The organism is Pseudomonas sp. FW305-20 (genome assembly GCF_058788075.1).
Window position 1 is genome coordinate 75,879 of the sequence record NZ_JBYTAJ010000017.1, and the last position, 14,422, is coordinate 90,300.

14 protein-coding genes are annotated in these 14,422 nt (G+C 59.9%); 6 read left to right on the forward strand and 8 right to left on the reverse strand.

All coding sequences use genetic code 11. The annotated features are described in order from the left end of the window. The 5 genes from livM to AC3WP4_RS16480 all read left to right on the forward strand — a co-directional run bounded on the left by livM (nt 1) and on the right by AC3WP4_RS16480 (nt 5,590). Nucleotides 1–1,284: a high-affinity branched-chain amino acid ABC transporter permease LivM gene (gene livM, locus AC3WP4_RS16460; RefSeq protein ID WP_074873274.1), complete on the forward strand. Its 1,284-nt coding sequence runs from the start codon at nt 1–3 to the stop codon at nt 1,282–1,284. Beyond that, nucleotides 1,281–2,156 carry an ATP-binding cassette domain-containing protein gene (locus AC3WP4_RS16465; RefSeq protein WP_074873276.1) on the forward strand — a complete coding sequence of 292 codons (876 nt, stop codon included), beginning with the start codon at nt 1,281–1,283 and terminating at the stop codon, nt 2,154–2,156. Before livM ends, AC3WP4_RS16465 begins: the two co-directional genes overlap by 4 nt. Further along, a complete protein-coding gene (locus AC3WP4_RS16470; protein ID WP_074873278.1) occupies nt 2,153–2,869 on the forward strand; it encodes an ABC transporter ATP-binding protein in 717 nt (238 codons plus the stop codon). The genes AC3WP4_RS16465 and AC3WP4_RS16470 overlap by 4 nt, the downstream gene beginning before the upstream one ends. Nucleotides 2,870–3,722: 853 nt before the next feature. After that, on the forward strand, nt 3,723–4,490 hold the full coding sequence (locus AC3WP4_RS16475) for an SDR family oxidoreductase (RefSeq protein WP_056746308.1): 768 nt from the start codon (nt 3,723–3,725) through the stop codon (nt 4,488–4,490). A gap of 194 nt (nt 4,491–4,684) precedes the next feature. Further along, complete coding sequence (locus tag AC3WP4_RS16480; RefSeq protein ID WP_102615320.1) at nt 4,685–5,590, forward strand: cation diffusion facilitator family transporter; 906 nt, start codon at nt 4,685–4,687, stop codon at nt 5,588–5,590. A 36-nt stretch (nt 5,591–5,626) separates the two neighbouring features. On the opposite strand, the gene AC3WP4_RS16485 is transcribed toward AC3WP4_RS16480, so the two are convergent. The 7 genes from AC3WP4_RS16485 to AC3WP4_RS16515 all read right to left on the reverse strand — a co-directional run bounded on the left by AC3WP4_RS16485 (nt 5,627) and on the right by AC3WP4_RS16515 (nt 10,878). After that, entirely contained in the window at nt 5,627–6,754 is a 1,128-nt protein-coding gene (locus tag AC3WP4_RS16485) for an AGE family epimerase/isomerase (protein ID WP_102615319.1), read from the reverse strand. A gap of 189 nt (nt 6,755–6,943) precedes the next feature. Continuing rightward, nucleotides 6,944–7,516 carry a HupE/UreJ family protein gene (locus tag AC3WP4_RS16490; protein WP_074873290.1) on the reverse strand — a complete coding sequence of 191 codons (573 nt, stop codon included), beginning with the start codon at nt 7,514–7,516 and terminating at the stop codon, nt 6,944–6,946. Between the two features lie 35 nt (nt 7,517–7,551). Then, nucleotides 7,552–8,166 carry an urease accessory protein UreG gene (gene ureG / locus AC3WP4_RS16495; protein ID WP_074873292.1) on the reverse strand — a complete coding sequence of 205 codons (615 nt, stop codon included), beginning with the start codon at nt 8,164–8,166 and terminating at the stop codon, nt 7,552–7,554. Between the two features lie 37 nt (nt 8,167–8,203). Continuing rightward, entirely contained in the window at nt 8,204–8,878 is a 675-nt protein-coding gene (locus tag AC3WP4_RS16500; protein WP_102615318.1) for an urease accessory protein UreF, read from the reverse strand. Then, a complete protein-coding gene (gene ureE, locus AC3WP4_RS16505; RefSeq protein ID WP_102615317.1) occupies nt 8,875–9,375 on the reverse strand; it encodes an urease accessory protein UreE in 501 nt (166 codons plus the stop codon). The genes AC3WP4_RS16500 and ureE overlap by 4 nt, the downstream gene beginning before the upstream one ends. A gap of 243 nt (nt 9,376–9,618) precedes the next feature. Then, nucleotides 9,619–10,251, reverse strand: a complete 633-nt coding sequence (locus AC3WP4_RS16510) for a TetR family transcriptional regulator (RefSeq protein WP_074873302.1) — start codon at nt 10,249–10,251, stop codon at nt 9,619–9,621. 156 nt (nt 10,252–10,407) lie between these two features. Beyond that, nucleotides 10,408–10,878 (reverse strand): hypothetical protein, encoded by a 471-nt coding sequence (locus AC3WP4_RS16515; RefSeq protein ID WP_008157373.1) that lies wholly within the window; start codon nt 10,876–10,878, stop codon nt 10,408–10,410. A 387-nt stretch (nt 10,879–11,265) separates the two neighbouring features. Between AC3WP4_RS16515 and AC3WP4_RS16520 the strand changes: the two genes are divergently transcribed. Beyond that, the gene (locus AC3WP4_RS16520; protein ID WP_102615316.1) at nt 11,266–13,341 is read left to right on the forward strand and encodes an AsmA family protein; all 2,076 of its coding nucleotides are present in this window, start codon (nt 11,266–11,268) and stop codon (nt 13,339–13,341) included. Between the two features lie 113 nt (nt 13,342–13,454). On the opposite strand, the gene AC3WP4_RS16525 is transcribed toward AC3WP4_RS16520, so the two are convergent. Continuing rightward, nucleotides 13,455–14,378: a LysR substrate-binding domain-containing protein gene (locus AC3WP4_RS16525; RefSeq protein WP_074873307.1), complete on the reverse strand. Its 924-nt coding sequence runs from the start codon at nt 14,376–14,378 to the stop codon at nt 13,455–13,457. Nucleotides 14,379–14,422 lie beyond the last annotated feature (44 nt).

The following is a 14,422-nucleotide window of genomic DNA, read 5'->3' on the forward strand; positions in this document are numbered from 1 at the left end:
ATGTCTTCAACCACTAAAAAAACCATTGATCTCAAAAGAAGCCTGGTTGACGCGATTCTTGCCGGCCTTGTCGCCCTGATTGTGTTCGGCCCGATTGTCGGCGTGGTCCTCGACGGCTACGGCTTCAACCTGGAAACGACCCGGGTGGCATGGATTGTCGCCATCGTCATGGCCGGCCGCTTTGCCTTGAGCCTGTTCCTGCAAACCCCCAAGGGCCTGAGAATTCTCGAAGGCTTTGAAAGCACCGGCTCCGGGGTTCATGTACTGCCGCCTGATTACAAAACCCGGTTGCGCTGGATCATCCCGCTAGTGATCGTCATTGCCGTGGTGTTCCCGTTTTTCTCCAACTCCTACCTGCTGGGCGTGGTCATCCTCGGGCTGATCTACGTGCTGCTGGGCCTGGGGCTGAACATCGTGGTCGGTCTGGCCGGTCTGCTCGACCTGGGTTACGTGGCGTTCTACGCCATCGGTGCCTACGGCCTGGCGCTCGGTTACCAATACCTCGGTCTGGGCTTCTGGACGGTGCTGCCGCTGGCGGCGATCACCGCGGGACTTGCTGGTTGCATCCTCGGTTTTCCGGTGCTGCGCCTGCACGGGGACTATCTGGCGATCGTGACCCTGGGCTTCGGTGAAATCATCCGGTTGATCCTCAATAACTGGCTGTCCCTGACTGGCGGCCCGAATGGCATGGCGGCTCCATTGCCAACGTTCTTCGGCCTCGAGTTCGGTAAACGGGCGAAGGAGGGTGGGGTTCCGTTCCATGAGTTTTTCGGTATCGCCTATAACCCGGACGTGAAGTACTACTTCATCTACGCGGTGTTGTTCCTGGTGGTACTGGCCGTGCTGTACATCAAGCATCGTCTTGTCAAGATGCCGGTTGGTCGCGCCTGGGAAGCCTTGCGTGAAGACGAAATCGCTTGCCGCTCCATGGGCCTGAACCACGTACTGGTCAAGCTTTCGGCGTTCACCATCGGTGCCTCGACGGCCGGTCTGGCTGGCGTGTTCTTCGCCACCTATCAAGGTTTCGTCAACCCGACCTCGTTCACCTTCTTCGAATCGGCATTGATCCTCGCCATCGTGGTACTCGGCGGGATGGGCTCGACCATCGGTGTGGTGATTGCGGCTTTCGTGCTGACCGTCGCCCCGGAACTGCTGCGGGGGTTCGCGGAATACCGCGTGCTGCTGTTCGGCATCCTGATGGTGTTGATGATGATCTGGCGACCGCGCGGCCTGATTCGGATCAGCCGTACCGGTGTGACCCCGCGTAAAGGAGTAGCGCCATGAGCGAAGTCGTACTTTCGGTCGAGAAGCTGATGATGCACTTCGGCGGCATCAAGGCGTTGAACGATGTCAGCCTGAAGGTCAAGCGCAACTCGATCTTCGCCCTGATCGGCCCCAACGGCGCTGGCAAGACCACCGTGTTCAACTGCCTGACCGGGTTCTACAAGGCCTCGGGCGGCAAGATCGAACTCAACATCCGCGGCGAGCAGACCAACGTCATCAAGCTGCTGGGCGAATCGTTCAAACCGGTCGATTTCGTTTCGCCGAAATCCTTCGCCAGTCGGATGTTCTACAAGATGTTCGGCGGCACCCACCTGGTGAACCGGGCCGGCCTGGCGCGGACGTTCCAGAACATTCGCCTGTTCAAGGAAATGTCGGTGCTGGAAAACCTGCTGGTGGCCCAGCACATGTGGGTCAACCGCAACCTGCTGGCCGGCATTCTCAACACCAAGGGGTATCGCAAGGCCGAAAGCGATGCGCTGGACCATGCGTTCTACTGGCTGGAAGTGGTGGATCTGGTGGACTGCGCCAACCGTCTGGCCGGTGAATTGTCCTACGGTCAGCAACGTCGTCTGGAAATCGCCCGGGCCATGTGCACCCGGCCGCAGATCATCTGTCTTGACGAACCGGCTGCCGGCCTCAACCCTCAGGAAACCGAAGCGCTGAGCGCGATGATCCGGCTGCTGCGCGACGAGCACGATCTGACCGTGGTGCTGATCGAACACGACATGGGCATGGTAATGAGCATTTCCGACCACATCGTGGTGCTGGACCACGGCATCGTCATCGCCGAGGGCGGGCCTGATGCGATTCGTAACGATCCGAAAGTGATTGCGGCCTATCTGGGCGCCGATGAAGAGGAAGTGGTGCTATGAGCCAACCCATCCTCGAACTGAAGGATCTGGATGTGTTTTACGGGCCGATCCAGGCTCTGAAGAATGTCTCGCTGCACATCAATGAAGGTGAAACGGTCAGCCTGATCGGCTCCAACGGCGCCGGCAAGTCGACGCTGCTGATGTCGATTTTTGGTCAACCGCGGGCGGCGGACGGGCAGATCATTTATCAGGGTGTGGATATCACCCACAAGTCGTCCCACTACATCGCGTCCAACGGCATCGCTCAATCGCCGGAAGGCCGGCGGGTATTCCCTGACATGACTGTCGAGGAAAACCTGCAAATGGGCACCATTCCTATCGGTGACAAGTACGCCAAGGAAGACATGCAACGCATGTTCGAGTTGTTCCCGCGACTCGAAGAGCGGCGCAATCAGCGGGCGATGACCATGTCCGGCGGCGAGCAGCAAATGCTCGCCATCGCACGAGCGTTGATGAGCCGGCCGAAACTGCTGTTGCTCGATGAGCCGAGCCTGGGTCTGGCGCCGATTGTGGTGAAACAGATCTTCGCGACCCTGCGGGAGCTGGCGAAAACCGGCATGACCATCTTCCTGGTGGAGCAGAACGCCAACCACGCCCTCAAACTGTCCGATCGGGCGTACGTGATGGTCAACGGTGAGATCCGCCTCACGGGCACCGGCAAGGAGCTGCTGGTTAACGAGGAAGTGCGCAACGCCTATCTCGGCGGGCACTGAGTTCGCTGTTGTAGCACCAAGCCCCGGCGCGCAATCGCCGGGGCTTTTTTACACCTTCAAAACATCACAAATCAATGTGGGAGTGAGCCTGCTCGCGATAGCGGTGGATCAGTCACTTCAACGTCGACTGACCTATCGCTATCGCGAGCAGGCTCACTCCCACAGGGATCTTCCACAGGTGTCTCTGTGTGCTTTCGGGAAATTGTGGAAAACAATATTCACAAGCTCTGAAACCGCGACATAAAGCCGCTGCAAATAGTTGTTTTGTCACGGTTTTGACTTGTCCCCGTTTGCTGTGGAGCTGGCTGTGAATAACGTGGGAGTAGCTGGCTGAAAGCCTTTGAAACCGTGGCTTGCAGAGTTGTGGTTGTTTTTTGATCAGGGGTTTTTAAGCGGCGTCGAGCGGGCTTTGTCAACCTTTTTGTTGGCGATGAAACCGGGCTGAAACCGGGCCAGGCTGCCTGTGGATAAGTCTGTGGTTAAACTCTGGAAAGACTCGGCTGAAGGCCGTAGTTACTGGCTTGGCGCCATCGTCGGTATGACCGGTCAATCGTGCAAAATGCCATGGGCTACACACCGCGCGTTCCACGGTCAAGCAAATAAATTTCCAATTTGCCCGCAAAGCCTTGTGCACAGCGGCTTTCAGCTTTTTCACTTGCCCCCGGAAACTGTGGACCGGCCTGTGGATAAGGTGCGCGCACATGGCTGGAAGCCACGGCCGGTAAGGCGCTGCGACGTTTGATCGTTTTTTGTACAGCTTCTGCGGTAGTTGCTGCTGTGGGCAAGGCCGGGCATGCTGGCTGCTGATTTTCTATTCCCGTGGCTGCCGATCAGCCGAAGCAAGGAGAACACGATGTCCAACACCCTGTTTATTACCGGCGCGACCTCCGGTTTTGGTGAAGCCTGCGCCCGTCGTTTTGCCGAAGCCGGCTGGAAACTGGTGCTGACCGGCCGTCGTGAAGAGCGCCTCAATGCGTTGTGCGCCGAGTTGTCGAAGCAGACCGAGGTCCATGGCCTGGTGCTCGACGTGCGTGATCGCAAGGCCATGGAGGAGGCGATTGCCAACCTGCCGCCGTCCTTCGCCAAACTGCGCGGGCTGATCAACAACGCTGGCCTGGCCCTGGGTGTTGACCCGGCGCCCAAGTGCGACCTCGACGACTGGGACACCATGGTCGACACCAACATCAAAGGCCTGATGTACAGCACTCGTCTGTTGTTGCCCCGCCTGATTGCTCACGGTCGCGGTGCCGGCATCGTCAACCTCGGCTCCATCGCCGGCAACTACCCGTACCCGGGCAGCCATGTGTATGGCGCGAGCAAGGCATTCGTCAAACAGTTCTCCCTGAACCTGCGCTGCGACCTGCAAGGTACGGGCGTGCGGGTCAGCAACATCGAACCGGGCCTGTGCGAAAGCGAGTTTTCGCTGGTGCGTTTCGCCGGTGACCAGGAGCGCTACAACGCGACTTACGCAGGTGCCGAGCCGATCCAGCCGCAAGACATCGCCGACACCATTTTCTGGGTGCTCAATGCCCCGGCTCACATCAACATCAACAGCCTTGAGCTGATGCCGGTGAGCCAGACGTGGAGCGGGTTTGCCATTGAGCGTAATGCCAAGGCGTAAGACCGCGTAACGGCCAATCGCGAGCAGGCTCACTCCCACAGGGAACGCATTTTGAACCCACAGGGAACGCATTCCAGTGTGAGAGCGGGCTTGCTCGCGAAGAGGCCGGCACAGGCAAAACAACACATAAGCTAGACTCCTCGTCCAATAACCCCACCGCACCCCGCGGTTTCAAGGTTTTCAGAGGAGGTTATGTGAGTAACCGAGGTGAGCAGTCGCTGCTCAAACAATCGACCCTCCTGATGCTCGCCGTGGCGATTGCCGGGATCGTCACCGGTTTTGTTTCGGGTGCCCAATCCATCCTGTTCGATGGCTTTTTTTCGTTGATCGCGACCTTTATCAAAGTCCTGATGCTGATCACCGCCAAGCTGATCGCCAAGGAAAGCAACCAGCGTTTCCAGTTCGGCTTCTGGCACCTGGAGCCGATGGTGCTGCTGATCGAAGGCAGCTTTCTGTTCTTGATTGCGATCTATGCCTTTCTCAACGGTGTGTTCGGCATCATCAACGGCGGACGCGAGATTGAACTTGGACTGGTGATCATCTACGCGGCGGTGTTTACCGTTGTCGAGTTCGCGTATTTCTTCTACATCCGCCACCGTAATCGGCGGCTCAAATCAACGCTGATCCAGTTCGACAACATCAGCTGGCTGGTGGACGCGATGCTGTCGGTGGGCTTGCTGGTGAGTTTTCTCGCCGCGCTGCTGCTCAAGGCGCAGGGTTATGGCCAGTGGGCGGTGTACGTCGACCCGCTGATCCTGATTCTTTTAGCCCTGAGCATGCTTGCACCGGCCTTCAAAATCCTCGGCCCGGCCTTGCGCGACGTGCTGGGGATTGCGCCGGATCAACTGGACGACAAGGTGCGCCAAGTGATGGACGCGGCGAAACTTGAGCATGGCTTCGACGACTACGTTTCCTACGTGCAGAAGCACGGGCGCGCCCGTTTTATCGAGATTCATGTGGTATTGCCGGTGGAGTATCCGCTGAACAGCGTGGGACAGCTGGACAGCCTGCGGGAGGAGATTTCCGCGAAGCTCGGCAAGCCGGATGCGGCGCGATGGCTGACCATCAGCTTTACCGGTGATCGAAAATGGATTGCGTGATCAGTCGGTGACCTCTTTGAGGTCCTTCGCGAGCAGTCAACCGAGATAGTCGACCAAGCTGCGATAACAAGTCGCCAAGTGATAAGGCGTGGTCGACGGCATGTCCTGTCGGCTCACGTCACCGTTCTGATCCCTGCACTCATACCAGCCGCCCGAATGCAGGAAACGCTGCTGCAACGCCCGCAGTTGGCGCAGTACCGCGTCCTCGCTATTAGGCCGCAAGGTCAGCGCCCGCAGGTATTCGGCTTGAGCCCAGATTCGTTGGGTGGCGTCTTTCGTAGGGCCACCCGGTTTGAGCATCGCCCGAACAGCACCGGTCTGTGGATCGACGCCCCGTTGTTCAGTGAACGCGAACGCGCGTTCCAGTGACGTGTGCAGTGCCGAGCCGCGCAGCAACGGCGACGATTCCAGGAGGAAATACCATTCGAACTGATGCCCTGGTTCAAACCAGTTATCCACAGCCTCCAACGGCTGTTCCATCAACACACCGTATTGCGGATCGATAAAGCGTTGCTGCAGGGCTGTGCATAACTCGACCAGCGCGTGTTGCACTGCGACGTCATCGCGTACCGACAGCGTGGCGAGGAAGGCTTCAGCCAGGTGCATCAGGGGATTTTGCAGTGGGCCGGATTTTAGCGAGGACCAGTCGCGGTCGAGGCTGGCTTCATACAGGCCGTCGCCCGTGGCAAAGCGCTGCGCAACCACTTCCAATGCGGCGTTGAGCACCGATTCCACCCGTGGCTCGCGGACTTTGTCCCAGTAATGGGCGCAGGCGAACAGAATGAACGCGTGGGTGTAGAGGTCTTTGCGCTGATCCAGCGGCGCACCTTGCGGATCGACGCTGTAGAACCAGCCGCCATGCTCGGCATCGTGGAAATACTGCTGCAAGGAGCGGAACAGCGCTGCGGCGCGCTCTTCGGCGGCCGGTACCTGGCCGATCAGGCTGGAAAACAGATAGAGCTGACGCGCGCAGGCCATGGCCCGGTAGCGTTGGGGCTGCAAGGGTTGATGCTCGGCGTCCAGCGCTTCATAGGGCAGCGCCATGTCGGCATTCCAGCCGGGCCCTTGCCAGAGCGGCACGATCACGTCCAAAAAGTGCTGTTGCACCGAGGCAAACAGAGCGGTCAATTCAGGCTGGGAGGCGGAGCGGGAAACAGGCGGCATTGGCTGGCGTCGTCACGGCAGGGTTGAATGCGCGACATGTTAGCAGGCCTGAGAGAAGCGGTGTTTGTCAGGCCGCCTTCGCGAGCAAGTCGAATCGTCGCACCGCCGCTCCCACACTAGAACTGTGCACACAGAACAAATGTGGGGGCGAGCCTGCTCGCGATGAAGCCATCACAGGCGATAAAGAAATCAGCCCGCCAGCAACCACACGCCAGTCGCCGCCGAAGCCGCTCCCGCCAACCGAACCAACGGCGCCGCCGCTTGCGGCAACACCCGCACTACGGCGTAACCCAATCCATGCAACGCAGCCGTCGCTGCTACAAAACCCGCCGCGTACGGCCAAGGGCTCGACATCTGCGGCAACTCCAGTCCGTGCGCCACCCCATGGAACAGCGCAAACAAAGCGGTTGCCGCAACGGCGAGGCTCAACGGCGGACGCACGGCCAAAGCCACCGCCAGACCCAGCGCCAGCACCGACGCCGCAATGCCGCTCTCAAGTGCTGGCAGGTTCAGACCTTCAAACCCCAGCAACCCGCCGATCAGCATGATGCCGACGAACGTGCATGGCAGCGCCCAGCGTGCAGCGCCTTTCTGTTGTGCCGCCCACAAACCGACTGCAAGCATCGCCAACAAGTGGTCGAGGCCGCCGATCGGGTGGCTGATCCCGGCGATCAAACCATTATCGTCATGCCCCGGGTGGGCGAAGGCGATGGCTGGGGCCAGCAGCAGGGCCATGGCGCCCAGAATGCGTTTAAGTGTCATGGATAAGCTTCCTTGTTGATAAAAGTTGATCGTGTTCACGCCGCTATCAGCAGGCCCTGGCGTTCGATGAAGGCGATGATTTCTTCCAGGCCGAGTCCGGTTTTCTGGTTGCTGAAAACGAACGGTTTGCCGTTGCGCATGCGTTTGGTATCGCTGTCCATCAGCTCCAGCGACGCACCCACCAAGGGCGCGAGGTCGATTTTGTTGATCACCAGCAGATCCGATTTGCAGATCCCTGGCCCACCCTTGCGCGGCAGCTTGTCGCCGGCCGAGACGTCGATCACGTAGATGGTCAGGTCGGACAGTTCCGGGCTGAAGGTGGCGGACAGGTTGTCACCACCGGACTCCACAAGGATCAGGTCAAGCCCCGGAAAGCGGCGGTTCAATTGGTCCACGGCTTCGAGGTTGATCGAGGCGTCTTCGCGAATCGCCGTGTGCGGGCAGCCGCCGGTTTCCACGCCGATGATTCGCTCCGGCGCCAGGGCTTCGTTGCGCACCAGGAAGTCGGCGTCTTCGCGGGTGTAGATGTCGTTGGTGACCACCGCCAGGTTGTAGCGGTCGCGCAGCGCCAGGCACAGGGCCAACGTCAAAGCGGTTTTGCCGGAACCGACCGGGCCGCCGATGCCGACGCGCAGAGGTTGTGTGTTCATGTGCTTCTCCAAAATAACAGGGCCAAAATTACAGGCCCTAGGAACGGAATAGACGGCTGTACTGGCGCTCATGGGCCATGCACGCCAGGGACAGGCCGAAAGCGGCGCTGCCACAGTGTTCGGGGTTGATTCGGCTGGCGTTCTGCTGGGCTTGTTGCAGCAGCGGCAGCAGTTCGCTGGTCAGGCGTTGCGCGGCTTGCTGGCCCAGCGGCAGGGTTTTCATCAGTACTGCCAGTTGGTTTTCCAGCCAGCTCCAGAGCCATGCGGCCAGGGCGTCTTGCGGGCTGATATTCCAGGCGCGAGCGGCCAGTGCCCAGCCGAGGGCCAGGTGCGGTTCTGGACGTTGTTCGAGAAAAGCACGGGCGGGCGCATCGAGTTCTGGCAAACCGTTGAGCAGTTGCTGCAAGGAATAGCCCATTTGCCGGCTTTCCTGATGCAGCTCGCGGGTTTCCCGGCTGGCGCGATGCTCTTCGCAGCGTTGCAGCAGTTCGCCCCAGTTTTCTTCCGCTGCGGCCACGCAATGGGCGAGCAACAACGGCGCTTCGAAACGCGCCAGGTTCAGCAGCAACTGATCACTGATCCAGCGACGTGCGCTGTCAGGATCATTCACTCGGCCGTTATCCACCGTCATTTCCAGACCTTGGGAATAGCTGTAACCGCCAATCGGCAACTGCGGACTGGCCAGGCGCAACAACGCCCAGGCTGGGTTCATAGCCGCACGCCGAACTGATGCAATTTCGGCGGGTAGTTGAAGTCTTCATCGCCGTGACGGGAATGGTGGTGGCCGCCGCCATAAGCACCGTGTTCCGGCTGGAACGGCGCTTCGATGTTCTCGACCTTGGCATCAAGCTGCTCGAGCATGGCCTTGAGTACGTAGTCGTCGAGCAGGCGCAACCAGCCATCGCCAACTTGCAGGGCGACGTGGCGGTTGCCGAGGTGATAGGCGGCGCGAGTCAGTTCGAAAGCATTGGCGCAGGTGACGTGCAGCAGTTGTTCGGCCCGGGCGCAGATGCGCACGATGCGCCCGTCTTCGGCTTGCAGGCATTCACCGTCATGCAGCGGCGGCTGACCGCGCTCCAAAAACAGCCCGACGTCTTCACCCTCGGCACTGAAACAGCGCAAACGGCTTTTGCTCCGGGCTTCGAAGTTGAGGTGCAACTCGGCGGCCCAGACGGGTTGAGGGTCGATTCTGCGATGAATCACCAACATCGGAAGGCTTCCAGCAATGGACAATGCTTAGGCTAGAGCAAGGGGCTTGCCAATCGGGTGATGCGTAGGAAATGCCTGTCGGAGCTCAGTGGATGTTTCAGAATTTTGGATCATGTTGGTGCGTGCGGGGTTTTCGCGCACCAATGTGGGAGCGAGCCTGCTCGCGATGGCGGAGTATCAGTCACATCAAGTGTTGACTGTTGCGACGCTATCGCGAGCAGGCTCACTCCCACAGGGGGGTATTTACTCGGTGCTGCCGAGGCCTTGCCAGTGTTTGAGGCCGATAAAGATAAAGCGCAACTGCTGGGTGATTTTTGCCTGCGGGGTCAGATGTTCGGGCAGCGCCTCGGCAGGCGGATCAATGATGTCCGGCAAGGTCGCGAACACGCTTTTGACAATCAGGTCAGCCATGACACTCAGGCCGGCGAGGTCCAGGTGTTGCAGCTTCGGCATCAAGGACAAGTCGGCCGCCAGGTCCGAGCTGATGTCTTCACGCAATCGGCCAATGGCCTGGCGCACGGGCAGCGAACCGCCGTACTGCTCGCGAGCGAGGAACAGGAACTGCGAGCGATTGGCGCTGACCACGTCGAGAAAGATCCGCACCGAGGCGTCGATGATGCCGCCCATGACGAACTCGTTGTGGCGCACCAGGCGAATGGTTTCGCGGAAGGTCTGGCCGACTTCACTTACCAGCACCAGGCCCAGTTCATCCATATCGGCAAAATGCCGGTAGAAACCGGTGGGCACGATGCCGGCGGTTCTGGCGACTTCGCGCAGGCTCAGGCTGCCGAATCCTCGGCCGCATTCCATCAAGTGGCGGGCAGCGTCCATCAGGGCGTTGCGGGTCTGTTGTTTCTGTTCGGCGCGGGGCAGCATCGCAAGGGTGTTTTCTGGATAAGACAGCGGCGCACTCTAGCAAATCGGCTTTGCCGGCGTCGAATGACTATCAGGGAATCAAGCGGGGAAGTGAGGCCTCTATAACGTCAAAAGCCCAATCCGGGGATTGGGCTTTTTTTCAGGGCCGCCATGGGCTCAGCTCAAGGCGCTGTTGCGTTCGATGACACGGTCACCACCACCTTCGGCCAGGGTTTGACCTTGTGGAGTGCGGTCGGAACCGTCAGCCGCCAGGGTCTGGCCTTGTGGAGTGCGATCGGAACCGTCAGCAGCAAGGGTTTGACCTTGTGGAGTGCGATCGGAACCGTCAGCAGCCAGGGTCTGACCTTGTGGAGTACGATCGGAACCGTCAGCAGCGAGGGTTTGGCCTTGTGGGGTACGGTCGGAACCATCAGCAGCCAGGGTCTGGCCTTGTGGAGTGCGGTCCGAGCCATCCTGGGTGATCAGGCCTTTTTCTTTCAGGCGATCATTGCCACCTTCGGCAACGGTTTGGCTGAACACCGAGTGGGTGGATTTGACTTGTGGGGTTGCTTGGTCAGCCGCTGGCAGGGCGAAAGCAGTGCTGGCCAGCATCGAGAGGGTAAGGCTAAGCAGTAATTGGCGTTTCATGATCGGGTGCTCCGTAGGAGGGCGGTAAAGTGGGTACGAGGGCAATGCTACTCTCGATAAGTCGATACAAAAGTTCATAAACGCAATGGTAATAATCAACGGAATTGATTGTTCCGTGAGACAGCTCTAAATCGGGCGTTTCCGGCGGATGTTTTTGCGCTGGGATGGGTATTTTCCACTCACCTGCGCATTGCAAAAGTGCGGGGCCGGTAACGCTGGACTCGGGGCGCATCCTCTCGCCGACCGATTATTTGAACGTTAAGCGGAATTTCGGTTAAACCTGCGCACCATTTCCAAGTCCTAAACTCAACGGCAGGCCGGTTCTGGCCTAACGTTTCAAACGTGCGTCGCAGTCAGGGCGCTCAGTCGTATCAGGAGCCCTGTGCAATGACGCGCACTCGTAAAGCATTTATCTGGACCCTCGCCAGCCTTGTTGTCCTGCTGGCTGCATTGGTTGTGATCATTGCGTTCTTCGATTGGAACCGGATCAAACCATCGCTTAACGCCAAGGTTTCCGAAGAGCTGCACCGCCCGTTCGCCATCAACGGCAACCTGGCGGTGATCTGGCAGCGTGAGCCCGAGGAGGGAGGCTGGCGCGCCTGGGTGCCGTGGCCGCATGTCGTGGCGCAAGACTTGAGCCTGGGTAACCCGGACTGGTCGAAGAAACCGCAGATGGTCACCCTCAAACGCGTCGAGCTGCGCATCTCGCCCCTGGCCTTGCTGGCGCAGCGCCTGGTCATTCCGCGCATTGACCTGACCGAACCGAATGCCGACCTCCAGCGCCTGGCCGACGGTCGTGCTAACTGGACCTTCAAGTTCGACCCCAAGGACCCGAACGCCGAGCCTTCAAACTGGGTGGTGGACATCGGTGCGATCGGCTTCGACAAAGGCCATGTCATCCTCGACGACCAGAACCTCAAGACTCAGCTCAACTTGATCATCGACCCGCTGGGTAAACCGATTCCGTTCAGTGACATCGTCGGTGACAAAGCCGCGAAAACCGCCGCGGAAAAGGGCGCCGCGCCGCAGGATTACGCGTTCGCGCTGAAGGTCAAAGGTCAGTACCACGGCCAGACACTCGCGGGCGAAGGCAAGGTCGGCGGCTTGCTGGCGTTGCAGGATGCGTCCAGACCGCTCCCGCTTCAGGCACAGGTGAAAATCGCTGACACCCGCGTGGAACTGGCGGGCACCCTCACCGATCCACTGAACCTCGGCGCCCTGGATTTGCGCCTGAAACTGGCGGGTACCAGCCTGGGCAATCTCTACCCGCTGATCGGCGTAACCCTGCCGGACACACCGCCGTACGAAACTGACGGGCACTTGATCGCCAAGTTGCAGGAAGCGGGCGGTGCAGTGTTTCGTTACGAAGAATTCAACGGCAAGATCGGTCAGAGCGATATCCATGGCAGCCTGGTGTATGTCGCCAGTCAGCCGCGCCCGAAACTGAGTGGATCGCTGGTTTCCAACCAATTGCTGTTTGCCGACCTCGCCCCGCTGATCGGTGCCGATTCCAACGCCGAACAAAAGGCTCGTGGCGGCGAAAGCAAGCAGCCGACCGACAAGGTGTTGCCGGTCGAAGAGTTCAAAACCGAGCGCTGGCGGGTTATGGACGCGGACGTCGAGTTCACCGGCAAGCGCATCGTCCACAGCGAAAAACTGCCGTTCAACGATCTCTACACTCATCTGATACTGACTGACGGCGTACTCAGCCTGGAACCCCTGCGCTTCGGCGTGGCCGGCGGCAACCTGGACGCTCAGATTCGCCTCAATGGCCGAACCGAACCGTTGGAAGGCCGCGCCAAACTCACCGCACGCAAGTTCAAACTCAAGCAGTTGTTCCCGACCTTTGAGCTGATGAAAACCAGTTTCGGCGAGCTCAACGGTGACGCCGACATCACCGGTCGCGGCAACTCGGTGGCAAAACTGCTGGGCACTGCCAATGGCAATCTGAAGTTGCTGATTAACGATGGGGCCATCAGCCGTGAGTTGATGGAGCTGGCCGGGCTGAACGTCGGCAACTATGTGGTCGGCAAGATCTTTGGCGACAAGGAAGTGAAGATCAACTGCGCTGCCGCCGACTTCGACATCCAGGCGGGTCTGGCGACTACGCGCCTGTTCGTCTTCGATACCGAAAACGCGATCGTCTACATTGATGGCACCGCCAACATGGCGACTGAGCAACTGGACCTGACCATCACCCCGGAATCCAAGGGCTGGCGCGTGATTTCGCTGCGTTCCCCACTGTATGTGCGGGGCAAGTTCATCAAGCCTGATGCCGGTGTGAAGGCTGTACCGCTCATGCTGCGGGGGGCCGGAATGGTGGCGTTGGGTGTGCTTGCCGCGCCGGCGGCGGGCTTGCTGGCGCTGATAGCGCCGAGCGCTGGCGAACCGAACCAGTGCGCGCCGTTGCTGGAACAGATGAAGGCCGGCAAGGCGCCGGTCACCGTCAAACCCACCCGGTAGCCACAGATCGTTCCCACGCTCTGCGTGGGAATGCCTCTACGGACGCTCCACGTTCGGCCTTTATGGGACGCAGAGCGTCCCGGGCTGCATTCCCACGCAGAGCGTGGGAGCGATCAGTCAGTTGCCGAAAGCTGCGACCTTGGCAATAACCCTGACAACGCTGCTTCTTCCTGCAACCAGGCAAAAAATGCCCGCACCGGTGGGTGCCGTTCGCGCCCCGGCACGCACAGTGCAGCGTAACCGGCGCCATCGACCTGAACTTCACCCTTGTAAGCCACCAGCAAACCATTGGCCACGCTCTCGGACACCAGAATATTGCTCGCCAGCACCAGGCCTTGCCCGGCAATTGCCGCTTGCAGGGCGTAGTGCTCTTCGTCGTATTCGCGAACCGCGGGTTGCCCGGCAAGCCAGTTTTCGCCGGATTTTGCGCACCAGGCCTCCCAGCCGTGAGCGTACAGCTTGGAGTTGTGCCAGCGCACGCTGATCAGCGTCGGCGCCCGGCTGGCGGCCAAGGCGACTTGCTCCGGCGAGCCATAGACGCCGAAGGATTCGTCGAACAGGCACAGCCCATAAAGGTTCGGGTAGTCATCGAGGCTGTAGCGCACCACCAGATCGACGCTGGCGTCCTGATGCAGATCGATGACTTCACAATGGGTGTCGAGCCGCAGGCTGATGTTCGGGTGCCGGGCGTAGAACCGGCCCAGTCGTGGCACCAGCCACAACGCGGCGAAAGCGGCGGTGGTGGAGATTGTCAGGCTCGCGCCGCTACGTTGCGGGCGCAAGGTATCGACACTTTGCGCCACTTCCAGCAAGGCACCGTGCAAGCTGTGGAACAGCCGTTCACCGCAGTCCGTCAGGCGCACTTGCCGCGGCAGTCGCTCGAACAGCGGCACGCCGAGCCAGGTCTCCAGCGAACGGATCTGATGGGAAACCGCCGTCGGCGTCACCGCGAGTTCTTCGGCGGCCGCCTTGAAGCTCAGCAGGCGCGAGGCGGATTCAAAGGCGCGCAAGGCGGTCAGCGGCAGCGAGGCAAACATTTGAAAGCTCCATGGATGAAATCAATTCATCCAAACTGATTTTT

What these genes read in the sequence shown, in the direction of transcription:
- livM (WP_074873274.1), top strand. Translation starts at nt 1, where the DNA reads ATGTCTTCAACCACTAAAAAAACCATTGATCTCAAAAGAAGCCTGGTT.
- AC3WP4_RS16465 (WP_074873276.1), top strand. Translation starts at nt 1,281, where the DNA reads ATGAGCGAAGTCGTACTTTCGGTCGAGAAGCTGATGATGCACTTCGGC.
- AC3WP4_RS16470 (WP_074873278.1), top strand. Translation starts at nt 2,153, where the DNA reads ATGAGCCAACCCATCCTCGAACTGAAGGATCTGGATGTGTTTTACGGG.
- AC3WP4_RS16475 (WP_056746308.1), top strand. Translation starts at nt 3,723, where the DNA reads ATGTCCAACACCCTGTTTATTACCGGCGCGACCTCCGGTTTTGGTGAA.
- AC3WP4_RS16485 (WP_102615319.1), bottom strand. Translation starts at nt 6,754, where the DNA reads ATGCCGCCTGTTTCCCGCTCCGCCTCCCAGCCTGAATTGACCGCTCTG.
- AC3WP4_RS16490 (WP_074873290.1), bottom strand. Translation starts at nt 7,516, where the DNA reads ATGACACTTAAACGCATTCTGGGCGCCATGGCCCTGCTGCTGGCCCCA.
- ureG (WP_074873292.1), bottom strand. Translation starts at nt 8,166, where the DNA reads ATGAACACACAACCTCTGCGCGTCGGCATCGGCGGCCCGGTCGGTTCC.
- AC3WP4_RS16500 (WP_102615318.1), bottom strand. Translation starts at nt 8,878, where the DNA reads ATGAACCCAGCCTGGGCGTTGTTGCGCCTGGCCAGTCCGCAGTTGCCG.
- ureE (WP_102615317.1), bottom strand. Translation starts at nt 9,375, where the DNA reads ATGTTGGTGATTCATCGCAGAATCGACCCTCAACCCGTCTGGGCCGCC.
- AC3WP4_RS16510 (WP_074873302.1), bottom strand. Translation starts at nt 10,251, where the DNA reads ATGCTGCCCCGCGCCGAACAGAAACAACAGACCCGCAACGCCCTGATG.
- AC3WP4_RS16515 (WP_008157373.1), bottom strand. Translation starts at nt 10,878, where the DNA reads ATGAAACGCCAATTACTGCTTAGCCTTACCCTCTCGATGCTGGCCAGC.
- AC3WP4_RS16520 (WP_102615316.1), top strand. Translation starts at nt 11,266, where the DNA reads ATGACGCGCACTCGTAAAGCATTTATCTGGACCCTCGCCAGCCTTGTT.
- AC3WP4_RS16525 (WP_074873307.1), bottom strand. Translation starts at nt 14,378, where the DNA reads ATGTTTGCCTCGCTGCCGCTGACCGCCTTGCGCGCCTTTGAATCCGCC.